The 15,551-nt window shown below is 69.7% G+C and carries 9 protein-coding genes and 2 pseudogenes; 6 read left to right on the forward strand and 5 right to left on the reverse strand.

What is annotated here, in order from left to right:
• Positions 1-260: 260 nt before the first annotated feature.
• Entirely contained in the window at positions 261-3,098 is a 2,838-nt protein-coding gene (locus tag LMU33_RS24610; protein WP_228622791.1) for a type 1 periplasmic-binding domain-containing protein, read from the reverse strand.
• Positions 3,099-3,394: 296 nt separating this feature from the next.
• On the reverse strand, positions 3,395-3,994 hold the full coding sequence (locus tag LMU33_RS24615) for an Rv1733c family protein (RefSeq protein ID WP_228622792.1): 600 nt from the start codon (positions 3,992-3,994) through the stop codon (positions 3,395-3,397).
• Positions 3,995-4,292: 298 nt separating this feature from the next.
• Between LMU33_RS24615 and LMU33_RS24620 the strand changes: the two genes are divergently transcribed.
• Positions 4,293-5,273 (forward strand): Acg family FMN-binding oxidoreductase, encoded by a 981-nt coding sequence (locus LMU33_RS24620; RefSeq protein ID WP_228622793.1) that lies wholly within the window; start codon positions 4,293-4,295, stop codon positions 5,271-5,273.
• A 93-nt stretch (positions 5,274-5,366) separates the two neighbouring features.
• Here the strand turns inward: LMU33_RS24620 and LMU33_RS24625 are convergent, their stop codons facing one another.
• On the reverse strand, positions 5,367-5,756 hold the full coding sequence (locus tag LMU33_RS24625; protein ID WP_228622794.1) for an STAS domain-containing protein: 390 nt from the start codon (positions 5,754-5,756) through the stop codon (positions 5,367-5,369).
• Positions 5,757-5,931: 175 nt separating this feature from the next.
• On the opposite strand from LMU33_RS24625, the gene LMU33_RS24630 reads away from it, so the two are divergent.
• From LMU33_RS24630 to LMU33_RS24645, 4 genes and pseudogenes are all read left to right on the forward strand, one after another.
• Positions 5,932-6,372, forward strand: coding sequence for a pyridoxamine 5'-phosphate oxidase family protein (locus tag LMU33_RS24630; RefSeq protein ID WP_228622795.1), 441 nt, complete (start codon positions 5,932-5,934; stop codon positions 6,370-6,372).
• Positions 6,373-6,547: 175 nt separating this feature from the next.
• On the forward strand, positions 6,548-8,809 hold the full coding sequence (gene pflB, locus LMU33_RS24635) for a formate C-acetyltransferase (RefSeq protein WP_228622796.1): 2,262 nt from the start codon (positions 6,548-6,550) through the stop codon (positions 8,807-8,809).
• The gene (gene pflA / locus LMU33_RS24640) at positions 8,806-9,585 is read left to right on the forward strand and encodes a pyruvate formate-lyase-activating protein (protein ID WP_228622797.1); all 780 of its coding nucleotides are present in this window, start codon (positions 8,806-8,808) and stop codon (positions 9,583-9,585) included. Before pflB ends, pflA begins: the two co-directional genes overlap by 4 nt.
• Before the next feature lie 127 nt (positions 9,586-9,712).
• Positions 9,713-10,075 (forward strand): annotated as a pseudogene (locus LMU33_RS24645) (universal stress protein); the annotation flags it as partial.
• Here LMU33_RS24645 and LMU33_RS24650 read toward each other — a convergent pair.
• Both LMU33_RS24650 and adhE read right to left on the reverse strand, forming a co-directional pair.
• Positions 10,028-10,512: pseudogene (locus LMU33_RS24650) on the reverse strand (pyridoxamine 5'-phosphate oxidase family protein). The pseudogenes LMU33_RS24645 and LMU33_RS24650 sit on opposite strands and share 48 nt — an antisense overlap.
• 214 nt (positions 10,513-10,726) lie before the next feature.
• A complete protein-coding gene (gene adhE / locus LMU33_RS24655) occupies positions 10,727-13,414 on the reverse strand; it encodes a bifunctional acetaldehyde-CoA/alcohol dehydrogenase (protein WP_283844194.1) in 2,688 nt (895 codons plus the stop codon).
• Positions 13,415-14,056: 642 nt separating this feature from the next.
• Here adhE and LMU33_RS24660 point away from each other — a divergent pair.
• Positions 14,057-15,547 (forward strand): APC family permease, encoded by a 1,491-nt coding sequence (locus LMU33_RS24660; RefSeq protein ID WP_228622798.1) that lies wholly within the window; start codon positions 14,057-14,059, stop codon positions 15,545-15,547.
• The last annotated feature ends 4 nt before the right edge of the window (positions 15,548-15,551 follow it).

Here is a 15,551-nt window from a genome sequence, read left to right on the forward strand (position 1 = left end):
CGGTGAAGAGATCGCCGTCTACGAAGTGGCTCAGGAGCTCCGGGCCGCCGGTCAGGTGCTGGTGCACCCGTCCGTCCGCGGCACGACGCATGGACGACGATCCCCTGGCGGTCCTTCGGCTGGGGTGGATGAGCCCGGCTATGGCTGGCGCATCTGCCGTGGCCGTGGGTAAGCCGTCCCCCACTTTTCATGCGGGCAACTGTCGTCCGACCGACGCGTATGGCGCCCTACAGGGGCAGACCAATGCGCACACTGGGGCATCAGGATGCGTCGTCCGTCGGGCAGGCGAAGCGGTCATCGGGGCCCCAGCGGGTGACGCGTTGCGCGCCCTTGGCGAGCACACCGCAGGTGAGGTCGGTGAGTGGCCCCCCGTTGGGGGGAATCTCGCGGACGTGGATCTCCTTGTCCGGCGGGTAGTTGTGGTCGCTGTTCAGCGTGATGACGCCGGACTCGCCGACGTACTGGGACACGCCTGGATCCTGGAGCTGGGTGACCAGGGAACTGGGTGTGAACTCGGGATCGGTGGTGAAGATGGCGTCCATGACGTCGGAGAGGACGTTGACCGCGTCGTAGCCGACGGCCGCGTCGTTCTCCGCGGACAGGTGGAATGCCGCTTGGAAGAGTCCTGCGAACGGTCCCTGGGGATCGGGCAGGCTGAACTGGTTGTAGAACAGCGTCAGTGCGTCGTATTCCTGCTGCATCCGTTCCGGATGCAGGGTCAGGTCCGGGGCGGGACTCTCGGCCATGACCGCCACCCGGTTCCGGCGGGCGCGGCATCCCGGGTCGCCCTGCATGTAGTGGAACAGGTCCTCCATGACGCCGGAGCGGCCGGCGTACAGAACGAACCCGTTGGTCCGGTGAACGAGTGCGCAGACCGTCTGGGCGACGTTGGAGGTTCGCCGGTCGTCCACCTCGCCGTACGGCACCCGGTACACCGGCCCGGCCGCGTGGTAGTCCGTGTCGAAGCGGTTCGCCAGGTCGTTGCTGAAGTACTTGTCACTCGGGTCGTAGACGACCACGGCGGCCGGTGCCGTGTGGCCCGCGGTGGGCTTGGCCAGGGCACCCAGCCGGGGCGAGTGCTGGGCGAAGGCGGCCATGACCGAGGCGATGCGCGCATCGGGCGGGGAGAGCTGGAAGTAGGACACGGGCGATTCGCCCTCCACCATCCGTTGGCCCGTGACGCCGGTGCCGAGCACGGCGAGGCCTTTGGTACCGAGTTCGATCGCGGCCTGCTGGGACTCCGGACGGCTCTGGGTCAGGCCCATGACGGCCGCGATGTGGTCCGTGCTCGCCCTGTCGAGGATCATCTGTGCGACGTCCACGTTGGTGTGATTGGTGGTGTTGAGACCGCCGCTCGAGCCGTAGCTGAAGTACTCGCCCGCGTTGGCCACGAGCAGCCGGACGGGCACCTGGGATTTCAGATGCCGGTCGTTCACCTCCTTCTGGGCCAGCAGGGCGCCACGCAGCATCTGGAATCCGGTGGGCACGGTGCGCTTCGACTCCGAACCCACACTGAGCGGTGCGAAGAAGACGAGCGTGCGGTACGGGCGGTCCGTGTCGACCAGCGCGTTCTGCTGACCGAGGGTCCGCTCCAGCTTCCGCAGCTCCGGCGCGTACAGGCCATGCGCCAGGTCGCAGCCGTCGTTACCGTCGGTGAGGCCCACGACCTGCCCGGTCGCCACCTGCCGGCAGGAGGCGGCGGAGCGTCCGCCGGGCAGGAGGGACAGCACCGCCCGGTAGCCGGCGAAGCCCCCGGCAAGCAACAAGGTGGCCGCGAGGGCGGCGGCCACAGGACGCCACCAGTCCCAGGCAACGGCGCGACGAGACCCGACGATACGGTGCCCGGCGAGCCACTCTGCCGCGGTGCCGTCGTCCGGGGTCCGGGGCAGCGGCAGCACATGCACGGCCTCGGTGCTCCGGCCGGCCATCGCCGCAGAGAACAGCGCGGCCACCGCCCGGCCTGCTCGGTGGGCGCGGGAACCGCTCTGGGCCGGTACGACCTGGGGTGGGGGAGGCGTGGCATACGACGGGATGCCATCCGTGGCAGCCCCCAGAACGAGCAGAGGGCTGGGACCGGCGTCGCCGGCTGCGGCGGCATAGGTGTCCAGGAGCTTGCGGCAGGCGGACCCCTCGCCGCCCACGGTCGGCAGCAGCAGGACGAACGACCATGCGCGCCGCGGGCGGCGCCGGCTCCACGCCGGGGGTCGTGCCGCCTTGGCCAGGTCGTGGATCAGCGCGATGAGCAGAACCTGGCGGACCACCGCTTCGTCGCGGGCCGCCATGGCGGCCGACTCCGGGGGCTGGGTCTGTGCCGTGTCTTGGGCCCTTGAGTACTGGTGCGCCGCGCGCAGGGCCAGCGCCGCATCGAGGAAACTGCGGCCGGGCTGGTTCAGCCGGGAACCCAGCCAAGGCTGCTGCCGGTCGACACGTATGCCGTACCACAGGCGCCAGAGCCATCCGACCGGTACAGCGGTGACCCACCGCACGGCTGCCGCCCATGGTCCACCGACGGCGTCACCGAGCTGTGCGGCTCCAGGGGCCGGCTGGAACCTACGGGCCTCTCTGTCGACCAGCATGTCCCGCAGAGCTTTCCGGCCGGTCTCGGTGTCGTCCCCCGGTGTCAGCGGGGAACGCAGCACCGTCAGGAGTGTGTCGAACTCGCGCAGCCGTAATGCCCCGGCCCGGTCCGGCATGGAGGTGCGCAGCTGACGGGCCACTTCGTCCAGGAGCAGCACGTGTGGCCCGCCCGCCTCCTCCTCCCGCGGGCCGCCCCTGGCGAGAAGTGCGTCGTCGACGACCGCGTGCGGTGCCAGGCCGGCGAGGTGCTGGACCGGCTCATGTCCCGTGGACAGCAGCCGCTGCCGGTACGCCAGGACCAGAGCGGTGAGTGCTGGGTCCGGTTCGGCGGCGCCTGCCACCGGGTCGCCCTCCGGGTCGCGTGCGAGGAGCACGGCCGGTAGCCGGCGCCCGCGGGAGTGTGCCCGCCACGGCAGGCCGGCCCGTCGGTCGGCGACGTAACGGTCGAGCACGCGGACGACCGCATCGAACCCGGTGGGCAGGACGAGCTGTTGGGCGTCCTCTGGGGGTGGGTGCAGCACGCAGAACCTCCGTGAGTCATATGTCGGCGGACTGTTCGGCGAGCCTAGGGACGCGGCCGGGGAGGCGGGGGGTTTATCTCTATTCGATCGCTTCTGAAACAAAATGAGTGCGTTCTGCCTGCGGGTGGCGCTTCCCACGCGGTCAGCAGCCGGGCAGGACTCCGGTTGCCCCTGCCGGATCGCACCGCCGCTGTCGCGGTCCGCGAGGCAGGGCCGGCCGACCTGCCCGACGTCCGGTCCACCACATTCCCGGAGGCAAGGATGTCTGCGGGTCGCTCGTGCATGGGGTCCGACGGTCAACTGGTCTTGTGGCCCCACTGCGGCCCGACCAGGGCCCACTCCCTGTCCCACTCCTTGATGCGCCGACGGTCGAGGTACCCACGGCCGACGCTCCCGATCCCGAACACCGCGCCGCTCAGGGCGAGGGCGGCGGAGGCTCCAAAGAGTCCCGCCTCGACGGCCGCCTTGCCGGGTGTGGGCGGCTGTGTACTCAGCTTCCCATGGGTATCGATCCAGATCCTGACCGTGGAGCCGGACTTCTTCCCGGTGGTCACCAGCGTCATGCCGCTGCGCGTGGAGCCGTCGGGGTTCGTCCAGCGGACCTTTGCCGAGGCTAGGTCCCTGCCCATCCCCGAGGTCGCGGGACGCGGGACGTCATCGAGGAGAACGGCGCGGACGGGGATCCGGTCGGCCCGCTGCTGGGCGAAGACCTGGTCGGCTGCACGGGCCGTCACCACACCGACCGCCGTGCCACCCACCGTGATGAGCACCCATATGGCCAGCACGAGCCATGCCTCGAGGACGTCGTCGCGTCGCCGGACCGGGTTACTCCGCCATCGCCACAGCGGCACCCTCGTTCGCCTGCGCTTCCTGTTCGCGGGCCTCTCCTCGCGCATCTCTCCGCACCTCCTCGTCGTCATACACACGAAGGTGACAGCCGCAGCCCTTCCGTGGCATGGGCCGATCAGGCGGAAGCGGAGGGCCGATCGGGCCAAGCCCGGGTTGGTGCCGAGCCGTTCGGCCCAGCACACGCACGGGCCGTGGACTCACCGTGGCTCTGTGCCCGTGCGTGGTGGTCGGTGTGCACTGAACGGGCCCGGGAAGGGGACCATCGGCCCCTCACCGTTCTGCCGCGGTGCTCTCACGCTCGTAGGACATCCGCACCCGTCCCACTTCGTAGGGGAGTAGGCCATCATGCGAACTGCGCCCGTCGACGCGGCGTCCCTGGAAGCCTGCATCTCGGCCGCCGGGGCCGCGCCCTCGATCTACAACACCCAGCCGTGGCGCTTTCGGCTCGCCCCGGACAACGTCGCGCTGGAGGTACGCGCCGTGCCAGAGCGTGGCTTGCGCCACGCCGATCCTGTCGGCCGGGCTCTGCATCTGTCGGTGGGTGCCGCCGTCTTCAACCTCCGCGTCGCAATGACCCACTTCGGCTGGGGAGCCGTCGTACGCCTGCTGCCGGAGCCTGAAGACCCGAGCGTGCTGGCCACCCTTCGGCTGTCCGGGACGGGCCAGCGGCACACTGCGGGACACCGCCCCGACCTCTACCCGATGATCTGGCGCAGGCACAGCAGCAGGTTCCCCTTCTCCGGCAGGCCGCTTCCCGCGAACGTTCGAGCGGAACTTGCCGAAGCCGCTCAAACGGAAGGTGCCTCACTGACCTTTTCCCGGCCTGACGAGACGGCACGGCTGCTGCGCGTCGCCACGGAGGCCGAACACCGCAACCGCGCCGACCCCGACCGGGCCGTGGAGAGTCGCCGATGGGTGCACCGAGACCCGGACCACTCCAGCGAAGTCGGCATACCGCAGACGGCGCTGGGGCCGCAGGACGCACACGAGCAGCTGCCCCTACGTGACTTCACCGCACAACGGCACCCTGAGCGGCTCCCCGCCCAGCCCTTCGAGTCCCGTCCTGTGGTAGCCCTGCTGACCACCGAGCACGACCGGCGCAGCGACTGGCTGCGCGCCGGACAGGCCCTGGAGCACCTCCTGTTGGTGGCCACGGCGCACGGTGTGCGTGCCTCCCTGCTGCACCAGCCGATGGAGTGGCCCGATCTGCGTCGCGACCTGAGCCCCGCCCCGGACCTCACCGGGCATGCGCAGATGCTGATTCGTCTCGGGTACGGCCCGGAGGGCCCGGCCACTCCGCGGCGTGCACCGGATCAGGCGTGGTGAGGCTCGACGACCGGGCTGCTTGAGTAGCCGTGAGCCTGGAGCCGCGGCCACTCCGACGGCGTCGGGTGGTTGCGGGTCGCGCCCTCAGACTTGTCAGCCCACTGTGGCGGTGAGGAGCCCGCCGGGCACGGCAGCCAAGGCTTCGGGCAGGTGGTCGTACATCTCGAACACGCCATCCAGCCCCGCACCACGAAGAATGCGAAGGAACTGGTTGCTGTCAGTGACAAGGCGCAGCCGACCGTGCCGTTCCATGACCCTGTTCCGCGCCCGGCACAGCACCCGCAGCCCGGAACAGTCGATGAAGGACACGGCACCGAGGTCCACCACGAGGTCGGGGAGAACGACGGCCGTCAGATCGTCCAGGCGTGATCCAAGGGGCGCTGCCGTGAGGATGTCGATCTCACCGCGCAGCTCCAGGACGGTCGTCCCGCCGACGGCACGCTCGGTGTGGCGGGGTGCGAACGAGATGAGGGTTTCGACCATGGTCAGAGGAAATCCGGGCCGATGGGTGTGCCGGAAGGGCCGTCCGGCCCCCCTTCGCCGGCACGTTTCCTCGGGCCGTTCTCCGGCCAAGGCGGGACCCGTGGCCCTCACCAGCGGCCGCCGGCGGGCTCAGCATGGAGTGTGATGCCCCACCGGGCGAAGGGCGGGCTGACTCATGTACCCGAACGATGGTTTCCGCGAACTCGGTCGTCACGAGTGCCTGCGCCTCCTGGCGACGGCTCCCGTCGGCCGCATCGTCTACACGCGCCAGGCGCTGCCCGCGGTCGTACCGGTCAACTTCGGCCTGGACGCCGACGGAGCGGTACTGCTGCGCACCTCGGCGGCCTCCGAGCCGGCCCGCGCAGTCGACGGCGCGGTCGTCGCGTTCGAGGCGGACGCGGCCGATGTGGAGACGAACTCCGGCTGGAGCGTCGTCGTCACCGGCCGGGCCGAAATCGTCACGGATCCGGCCGAGGCGGCACGCCTGCAGCGGATCGGCCCGCTCTCCTGGGCTCCCTCGCCCGAGGAGGTCTTCGTGCGCATCGAGCCTGAACTGGTCACCGGGCGCGAACTCGTCGGGGGCCGCACGATGTACGGCCTTCACCTCTCCGCCTGACCACTGCGCATCTGAGCCGTGACCTGGCCCGAAGGGCCCAACGGTCCGGGGCCGGACGGCGCGGCGACGGGTTCCCGCCGGCCCTGCCCCGGGCAGGGGCACGCGAGGAGCATCGTCAGCGGAGCCGCTCACGGAACCGTCCGTGTGCGGTGTCGCGAACGATGCGGAGGCAGTGATGACCGTGGCAACCCGTCCGGACGTGGACGCACCCGCCGAGGCCTGGCGTGGATTCGCCGGCCGGCGCTGGCGCGAACGGATCGACGTACGCGACTTCATCCAGGCCAACTACACGCCGTACGAAGGCGGTTCCGAGTTCCTGACCGGTCCGACCGAGCGCACGCTCGCCGTCTGGCACAAGGTCAGCGCCCTGTTCCCCGAGGAGCGCCGCAAGGGCATCCTCGACGTGGACACCGCCACCCCGTCGACGATCACCTCGCACGCTCCTGGCTACATCGACCGGGAGCGCGAGCTGATCGTCGGACTCCAGACCGACGCCCCGCTGAAGCGCGCGATCATGCCCAACGGCGGACTCCGGATGGTCGAGAACGGCCTGCGGGCCTACGGCTACGAGCCCGACCCCTTCGTCACCAAGGTCTTCGGTACCTACCGCAAGACCCACAACGACGGTGTCTTCGACGCCTACACCCCCGAGATGCGAGCCGCCCGCAAGGCGGGCATCATCACCGGGCTCCCGGACGCCTACGGCCGGGGCCGGATCATCGGCGATTACCGGCGCGTCGCTCTGTACGGCACCGACCGGCTGATCGAGGCCAAGCGCGCCGAGCGCGCCCTGCTGGACAGCCGGCCCTCCGCCCCGCACGTCATCCGTGACCGCGAGGAACTCGCGGAGCAGATTCGGGCGTTGCGCGAGCTGGCGCGGATGGCAGCCTCCTACGGCCGTGACGTCACCCGCCCCGCGTCCACCGCCCACGAGGCCGTGCAGTGGCTGTACCTCGGATTCCTGGCCGCGGTGAAGGAGCAGAACGGCGCCGCGATGTCGCTGGGGCGCACCTCGAGCTTCCTGGACGTCTACTTCCAGCGCGACCTGGACGAGGGGCGTATCGACGAGGCCCAGGCGCAGGAGCTGATCGACGACTTCGTCATCAAGCTGCGGATCGTACGCTTCCTGCGCACCCCCGAGTACGACCAACTGTTCTCCGGCGACCCGACCTGGGTGACGGAGTCGATCGGCGGCATCGGCACCGACGGCCGCACACTCGTGACCCGCAGCTCCTTCCGCTTCCTGCAGACGCTGTACAACCTCGGGCCCGCGCCGGAGCCGAACCTCACGGTGCTGTGGTCGCCGCAGTTGCCCGAGGGCTTCAAACGGTTCTGCGCCCAGGTCTCGATCGACACCAGCTCCATCCAGTACGAGTCCGACGACCTGATGCGTCCGCGCACCGGCGACGACACCGCCATCGCGTGCTGCGTGTCGGCGATGGCGGTGGGCAGGCAGATGCAGTTCTTCGGCGCACGCGTCAACCTCGCCAAGGCGCTGCTGTACGCGATCAATGGCGGCCGGGACGAGATGACCGGCGAGCAGGTCGCACCCGAGATGCCCGCCCTGACAGGGGAGTACCTGGGCTACGAGGAACTGACGGCGGCGTACGACCGGATGCTGGACTGGCTGGCGAAGACGTACGTCAACACGCTCAACGTCATCCACTACATGCACGACAAGTACGCCTACGAGCGCATCGAGATGGCTCTGCACAACCACCCCGTTCACCGCTACATGGCATGCGGCATCGCCGGGCTCTCCGTGGCCGCCGACAGCCTGTCCGCTGTCAAGTACGCCCGGGTGAAGGTGATCCGGGACGACACCGGTCTGGCCGTGGACTACCGGGTCGAAGGCGAGTACCCGGCGTACGGCAACAACGACGACCGCGCCGACGGCCTCGCGGTCGACCTGGTGGAGTCCTTCATGGCCAAGGTGCGCAAGCACCCCACCTACCGGGACGCCGAGCATACCCAGTCGGTTCTGACGATCACCTCCAACGTGGTCTACGGCAGGCACACCGGCAACACCCCCGACGGACGGCGCGCAGGACAGCCCTTCGCACCCGGCGCCAACCCGATGAACGGCCGGGACCGGCACGGGGTCGTCGCCTCGGCCCTGTCGGTGGCGAAACTGCCGTACGAGGAGGCCCGCGACGGGATCTCCCTGACCACGACCATCACGCCCGAGGGACTGGGCCACAATCCCACGGAGCGTGCCGGAAACCTGGTCGGCATCCTCGACGGGTACATGACCTTCGGTGGTTTCCACATGAACGTCAACGTGCTGCACCGGGCGACGCTCGAGGACGCCATGGAACACCCCGAGAAGTACCCCGAGTTGACGATCCGGGTGTCCGGATACGCGGTCAACTTCGTCCGGCTCACGCGTGAGCAGCAGCTCGACGTGATCAGCCGCACCTTCCACGGGTCGCTGTGAACACCGCGGCGACCTCAGCGTCCCGGCAGGCGGTCCCGGCAACGGGACCGCTCACGGGCCGGGTGCACTCCTGGGACCTGTCCACCGGCGTGGACGGTCCCGGGACCCGGTTCGTCCTGTTCGTCAGTGGCTGCCCGTTGCGCTGCCTGTACTGCGCCAATCCGGACACCTGGCACATGCGCGACGGCCGGGAGACCTCGGTCGGCAAGGTCATGGGGGAGATCGAGAAGTACCGGGGTTTCCTGACCACCGCCGGGGGAGGGGTGACCATCACCGGCGGGGAGCCGCTGCTCCAGCCGGCATTCACCGGCTCCCTCCTGCACCGCTGCAAGGAGGCCGGACTTCGCACGGCCCTGGACACCTCCGGCTTCCTCGGCACGCGTGCCTCCGACGAACTCATTGCCGACACAGACCTGGTGCTGCTGGACATCAAGTCGTTCGACGCCACCACCTACCGCAGGCTCACCGGCGGCCCGCTGGCCCCCACGCTCAACTTCGCCACCCGCTTGGACCGGCTGGCCGTCCCCGTGTACATCCGTTACGTCCTCGTCCCAGGTTGGACGGACGACCCGTCCGCCGTGGACGCTCTCGGCGCCTTCCTGGCCGGGCTGAGCAACGTCGACCGGGTGGACGTCCTGCCCTTCCACAAACTCGGCGCCCACAAGTACGACGCTCTGGGCATCGACTTCCCGCTACGTGACACGCCCGTGCCCGATCCGGAGCTGACGGAACGCGTGCGCGAGCAGTTCCGGGAGCACGGGCTGCGGGCGTTGTGAGTAGGCCGATCTCCGGCGCACGTTCACCGACGCGTGGACCACTCGGCCTCCGCACAGGGACCTGAGGCCCCTCCTGCCCCAAGTACACGGCCTCGACACTGAATTCGTGACTTTGAAGGAGGCCGAGATGCCCCGCACCATCACCGCAGGCCTGGACGGATCCTCGGAGAGCCTGACCGCCGCCGAATGGGCAGCCAGGGAAGCCCTGCTCCGGGACCTCCCGCTGCACTTGGTCCACGCCCTTGGGCGGCAGCTCTACGCGCCCCTGGGCGGGGCATCCCAGCCGTCCCTGGGCCCGGACGAGCAGATTCGCTGGGCGGACCACATGCTTCGCGCGGCCGAAGCGACGATCGCGCGGCGCCACCCGGGCCTGCGGATCACCACCGACCGTCTCACCGAAGAACCCGTCACCGCCTTGCTTGGCGCGGCTCGGACAGCCGACCTACTGGTGCTGGGCTCTCGAGGCCTGGGCGGTACAGCCGGATTCCTGGCCGGGTCCGTCGCCCAGGCGGTCGTGGCGGGCAGCCGGCGGCCTGTCGTCCTCGTGCGGGGCGGCCTGCGTTCCGAGCAGTGCCTCGTAGCGGGCCAGCTCATGCGAGTCGGTCACCAGTTGGGCGTAGCCGGTGACCACGACGCTCCAGCCGAGGTGGTCTCGGGGTCTATGGAGTCGGCCTCGTATGCCACCACGACGCCCTGGCCGTCGGCCTGCCCGGCGCGGGCGGTCAGTGCCGCGCCCTCATGGGTGCGGATGACGATGTCGCCGTTGTCAAGGACGTGGTTGACCGGGCGGACGGTCGGCAGTGCCTGGCGGGTGAAGACGATCCTGCCGAAGGAGACGCTGCCCAGCAGCCGCAGGGCTTCGTCGCTGTCGAGCTCTATGCTTCGGCGCGGCCCGGTCGGGACAGTCTGCGTGGTGTCAGTGGTCATGGAGTGGCTTCCGTGCGGTTTCGTTGCTCACAGCTGTGTGTCTTCGGCTGGCGTGACCAGGCGGATGCGTGATCTGTCAGGGTGGCGACGGGCGGTGCACCGGTAGGGCCTGTGTGACGTCCCTTCGAGGCCTGCGCGGCTGCCGGTCCGCGGCGCACCAGGTCGGGCGCCGCGGGCAGGCTCGATCCGGTCACTGGAGCGGCCTCGGGGCTCTTCACGCCAGGGCCGTTCGGCCCTTGTCCGTGTCCGGCCGCCCTGGTTCGTCGCCGTAGTAGGCCATGCGCATGATCTCCTGCATGTCGTCGAGCATCGGCATGCGTGGGTTGGCGGGCGCGCACTGGTCTTCGTACGCGTTCAAGGCCTGTCGGGGCAGGGCGTGGAGGAAGGCGCGCTCGCCGACGCCGAGGGCCTGGAAGGACGGCTCGATGCCCACGGCATCGCGTAGCCGCTCCACCGCGCGGGCCAGCGACTCCACGCCCTCCTGCGCGGTGGAGGCGGGCAGGCCGAGGGTACGGGCGATGTCCTGGAAGCGTTCGGGGGCGCGGTAGTGCTCGTACTTGGGCCAGCCCGTGGGCTTCGCCGGAACAGCCCCGTTGTAGCGGATGACGTACGGCAGCAGGACCGCGTTGGTGCGGCCGTGTGCGATGCGGAAGGTGGCGCCCAGGGTGTGCGACATGGCGTGGACGATGCCGAGGAACGCGTTGCCGAAGGCCATGCCCGCGATCGTGCCGGCGTTGTGCATCCTCTCCCGCGCGTCGGGTCGGGCCCTGCGGTCGTTCACCGCCGCTTCGATGTTGTCGAAGATCAGGCGGATCGCGTGCAGGGCCAGGCCGTCGGTGAAGTCGTTGGCGTAGACGGACACGTACGCCTCGATGGCGTGGGTGAGGGCGTCGAAGCCGCTGTCGGCCGCCAGCGCCGGGGGCAGGTCCGCGGTGAGCAGTGGGTCGACGATGGCCACGCTCGGGGTCAGTGCGTAGTCGGCGAGCGGGTACTTCTTGCCGCTCGCGGGGTCGGAGATCACCGCGAAGGGGGTGACCTCCGCGCCGGTGCCGGACGTGGTGGGGACGCACACCAGGCGGGCCAGGGTACCGAGGACCGGGAAGCGGAAGGCTCGCTTGCGGATGTCGGAGAACTTCTGCCGCATGTCGGCGAAGTCGACGTCCGGGTGCTCGTACAGCAGCCACATCACCTTCGCCGCGTCCATCGCTGAGCCGCCGCCCAACGCGATGATCGTATCGGGGCCGAAGTCGCGCATGAGCTGGGCGCCGCGCTGCACGGAGTCGATGCTCGGCTCGGGCTCGACGCTGTCGATGATCTGGAGGGTGACCGGTTCGTGACGGCGTTGCAGGACGCGGCTGACGCGGTCGACGAAGCCGAGGCGGGTCATGGTGGCGTCGGTGACGACCGTGACGCGGTGGACGTCCGGCATGGAGGACAGGTAGCGCAGGGACTGCGGCTCGAAGTAGATCTTCGGCGGCACCTTGAACCACTGCAGGTTGTTGCGGCGCGCGCTGACCCGCTTGATGTTCAGCAGCTGGACTGCGGAGACGTTGTTGGAGACCGAGGTGTGGCCCCACGAGCCACAGCCCAGGGTGAGCGACGGCAGTAGGCTGTTGTAGATGCCGCCGATGGCTCCCTGCGAGGAGGGGGCGTTGACGATGATCCGTACGGTCTTCATGCGCCGGCCGTATGCCTCCGCCAGCGCCTGGTCCTCGGTGTGGATGACCGCGGTGTGGCCCTGGCCGTGGAAGGCGACCATGTCGGCGGCGAGGTCGAAGCCCTGCTGCTCGGAGCCGGCGCGCAGCACGGCCAGCACCGGGCAGAGCTTCTCACGGGTCAGCGGCTCGTCCGGGCCCACACGTTCGGCCCGGACCAGGATCAGTGAGGTGTCGCCCGGGACGGTGAAGCCTGCCTGCTCGGCGATCCACGCAGGGCTCTGGCCGACGGCCCTGGCGTTGACCTTGGGCTCGCAGCCCGCGTTGGTGCGGCCGGTCGGGAACAGGAAGGCTTCCAGCTTCGCCTTCTCCTCGGCGCTCGCCAGGTGGGCGTGCAGGGTGTGGAATTCGGCCAGTGCCGCGTCGTAGACCTCGTCGTCCAGGATGACGGCCTGCTCGGAGGCACAGATCATGCCGTTGTCGAAGGACTTGGAGAGCACCAGGTCGTTGACGGCCCGCCGCAGCTTCGCGCTCTTGTGCACGTATGCGGGAACGTTGCCCGCACCGACTCCAAGGGCGGGCTTGCCAGCCGAGTAGGCGGCCCTGACCATGGCGTTGCCGCCGGTGGCGAGGATCAGCGAGACGCCGGGGTGGCGCATCAGTATGCCGGTCGCCTCGACCGACGGGGTCTCGATCCACTGCACGCAGTGCTCCGGCGCGCCGGCGGCGACGGCCGCGTCCCGTACGATCCGGGCCGCCGCCGTGCTGCACCGCTGGGCCGAGGGGTGGAAGGCGAACACGATCGGGTTGCGCGTCTTCAGCGCCATCAGGGCCTTGAAGACGGTGGTGGAGGTCGGGTTGGTGACCGGCGTGATCGCGCAGACCACGCCGACCGGCTCGGCCACCTCGATCATGTCCTCGATGTCGTCGCGGGCGATGACGCCGACGGTCTTCATCGGGCCCATGCTGTGCGTGACGTGCTCGCACGCGAACATGTTCTTCGCGGCCTTGTCCTCGAAGACCCCACGCCCGGTCTCATCCACGGCGAGGCGGGCCAGCGCGGTGTGCTGGTCCAGGGCGGCGACCGATGCCTTCTTGACGATGTGGTCGACCTCCTCCTGGGTGAGGGCGTCGTAGTCGGCGAGCGCCTTGAGTCCGTTCGTGACCAGCTGGTCCACGGCGATGGTGATGTCGGACGGCGCGTCGGCAGCTGCCATTGCCTGGATGCCGGCCTCATGACGGGTCATTGGGGAGCGCCTCCGTTGACGAGAGCCGTCGGCGGCGGCCGACGGTGGGCGGACGGGAGCGGCACCGCGGGGGATCGGTGTCGCTCACGCCTCCACTCTCGTTCTGCCTGATCCCGACACCCAGGTGCCGATGGTCCCTTCTGAGGGCTGACCGGCACTGGTCCGGCGAGGCCCGGCGACCCGTCCGGGCAGCTCCCTCGCCGAGGCGCAGGAACCACACGTACGCGAAGGAGGGCGACCGCGCTGCGAGGGTGGAGTGGCCGTCCAGCGGGCCGCCTCCTTGCGGTGCAGGACACGATTCGCGTGGCTGCGCAGCCGGTCCTGAAGCCGGTCCGCCAGTTCGTGTCCCGTGGCTTCCTGGGCATTCATGCCGGGCCGGCCGAGGACCGCCTCGACTTCTCCCGGAGTAAGCGACGGCTGCCTCGTCCACATTGCCTTCCACGCGCACCTCCACCGGTCCTGGCCCAGGGGGTCCTGTGGCCAGGAGCACCGGAAGCGGACGAATTGGGCTGTCCAGGCCCACGGCAGCGGGACCATCGGGGTCGGGCGCGGGCCGTGTGGCCGCTGACTGTGCGCGGCTGACGGGCAGAAAGATCAGTCGCGGATCGACTCACCCACACTGATCTGTAAGGAGCCTCAGCCATGCCCAGAACCACAGGAGGCGGAAAGGGGACTGCGCCCACAGCGGCGCTCGGCCTTCCCGCCGCCTCCGCTCTCGTCATCGGCAGCATCATCGGTACCGGAGTCTTCGCGCTACCCTCCGCCCTCGCACCCTACGGGCCCATCTCCCTCGTCGCCTTCATCGCCGTCACCCTCGGCGCGCTCGCGCTGGCTCTGACCTTCGGGGCGCTGTCCAAGCGCGTTCCGGCGAGCGGCGGCCCGTACGTCTATGCCCGTGAGGCCTTCGGTGAGTTCGCCGGGTTCCTCAACGCGTGGTCGTACTGGATCACGGCCTGGGCCGGCAACGCGGCCATCGTCGTGGCATGGGTCGGCTACGTCGAGGTGTTCGTGAACACCGGGCACGACAAGTGGGTCCCGGTACTTCTCGCGCTGGTCGGGCTGTGGATTCCCGCCGCGATCAACCTCACCGGCATCCGCAACATGGGCGCGTTCCAGGTGATCACGACCGTGCTGAAGTTCGTACCGCTGATCTTCATGGCCACCGTCGGGCTGCTGTTCGTCGACTCCCACAACTTCGGCCCGTTCAACGCCAGCGGCCAGTCGGCGCTGGGCGCGATCTCGGCCGCCGGTGCCATCGCCCTGTTCAGCTACCTGGGCCTGGAAGCGGCCTCCGTCGTCGCCGGCCGGGTGCGTGAGCCGGAGCGCAACGTCCCCCGCGCCACCGTCTACGGCACACTCATCTGCGCCGTCATCTACATCCTGGGCATCCTCGCCGTCTTCGGCACCGTTGCTCACGGCAAGCTGGGCGCATCCACCGCTCCCTTCACCGACGCGGCGAACAGCATCTTCGGCGGCAGCTGGGCCGGAGACATGGTGGCCGTCGCCGCGATCATCTCGGGCATCGGCGCTCTCAACGGGTGGACCATGCTGTGCGCGGAGATGCCGTACGCGGCCGCTCGCGACGGACTGTTCCCGCAGGCCTTCGCCCGGCTGCGCGGCGAGGGCGGCGTCCCGGCCTTCGGCATCGTCGCCTCGACGGTGCTGGCCTCACTGATCACCGTGTTTAGCTACACGCGCTTCGACGACGTCTTCACCAAGATCGTGCTGCTCAGCGTGCTGACCGCCGTCATCCCCTACCTCTTCTCCGCCGCCGCCCAGCTGTACTGGCTCCTGGTCCGCGGCCGGGACAGCCTCAGCCCCCGCAGGCTCGCCCGTGACATCACCGTCGCCGCGCTCGCCCTCGCGTTCTCGTACTGGTCGATCCAGGGAAGCGGCTACCAGACCGTGTACTACGGCCTGTTCGTTCTGCTGCTCGGCGTCCCCGTCTACGTCTGGCTGAAGCGGGGGCAGGACACCTTCGGCGAGGCCACGGTGCCGAGGACCGCGGCGACCGTGGACCGGTCGGAACGCGCACCCGAGACGCCCCCGCCGGCCCAGCGGCTCTCCCGAGGGCTCCGTACCAGCCGCATCAGCGGAGCCCGGAAGCGCAATGACTTCCGCCACCACGACTGACCGC

The organism is Streptomyces barringtoniae (assembly GCF_020819595.1).
GTDB classification, from domain to species: domain Bacteria; phylum Actinomycetota; class Actinomycetes; order Streptomycetales; family Streptomycetaceae; genus Streptomyces; species Streptomyces barringtoniae.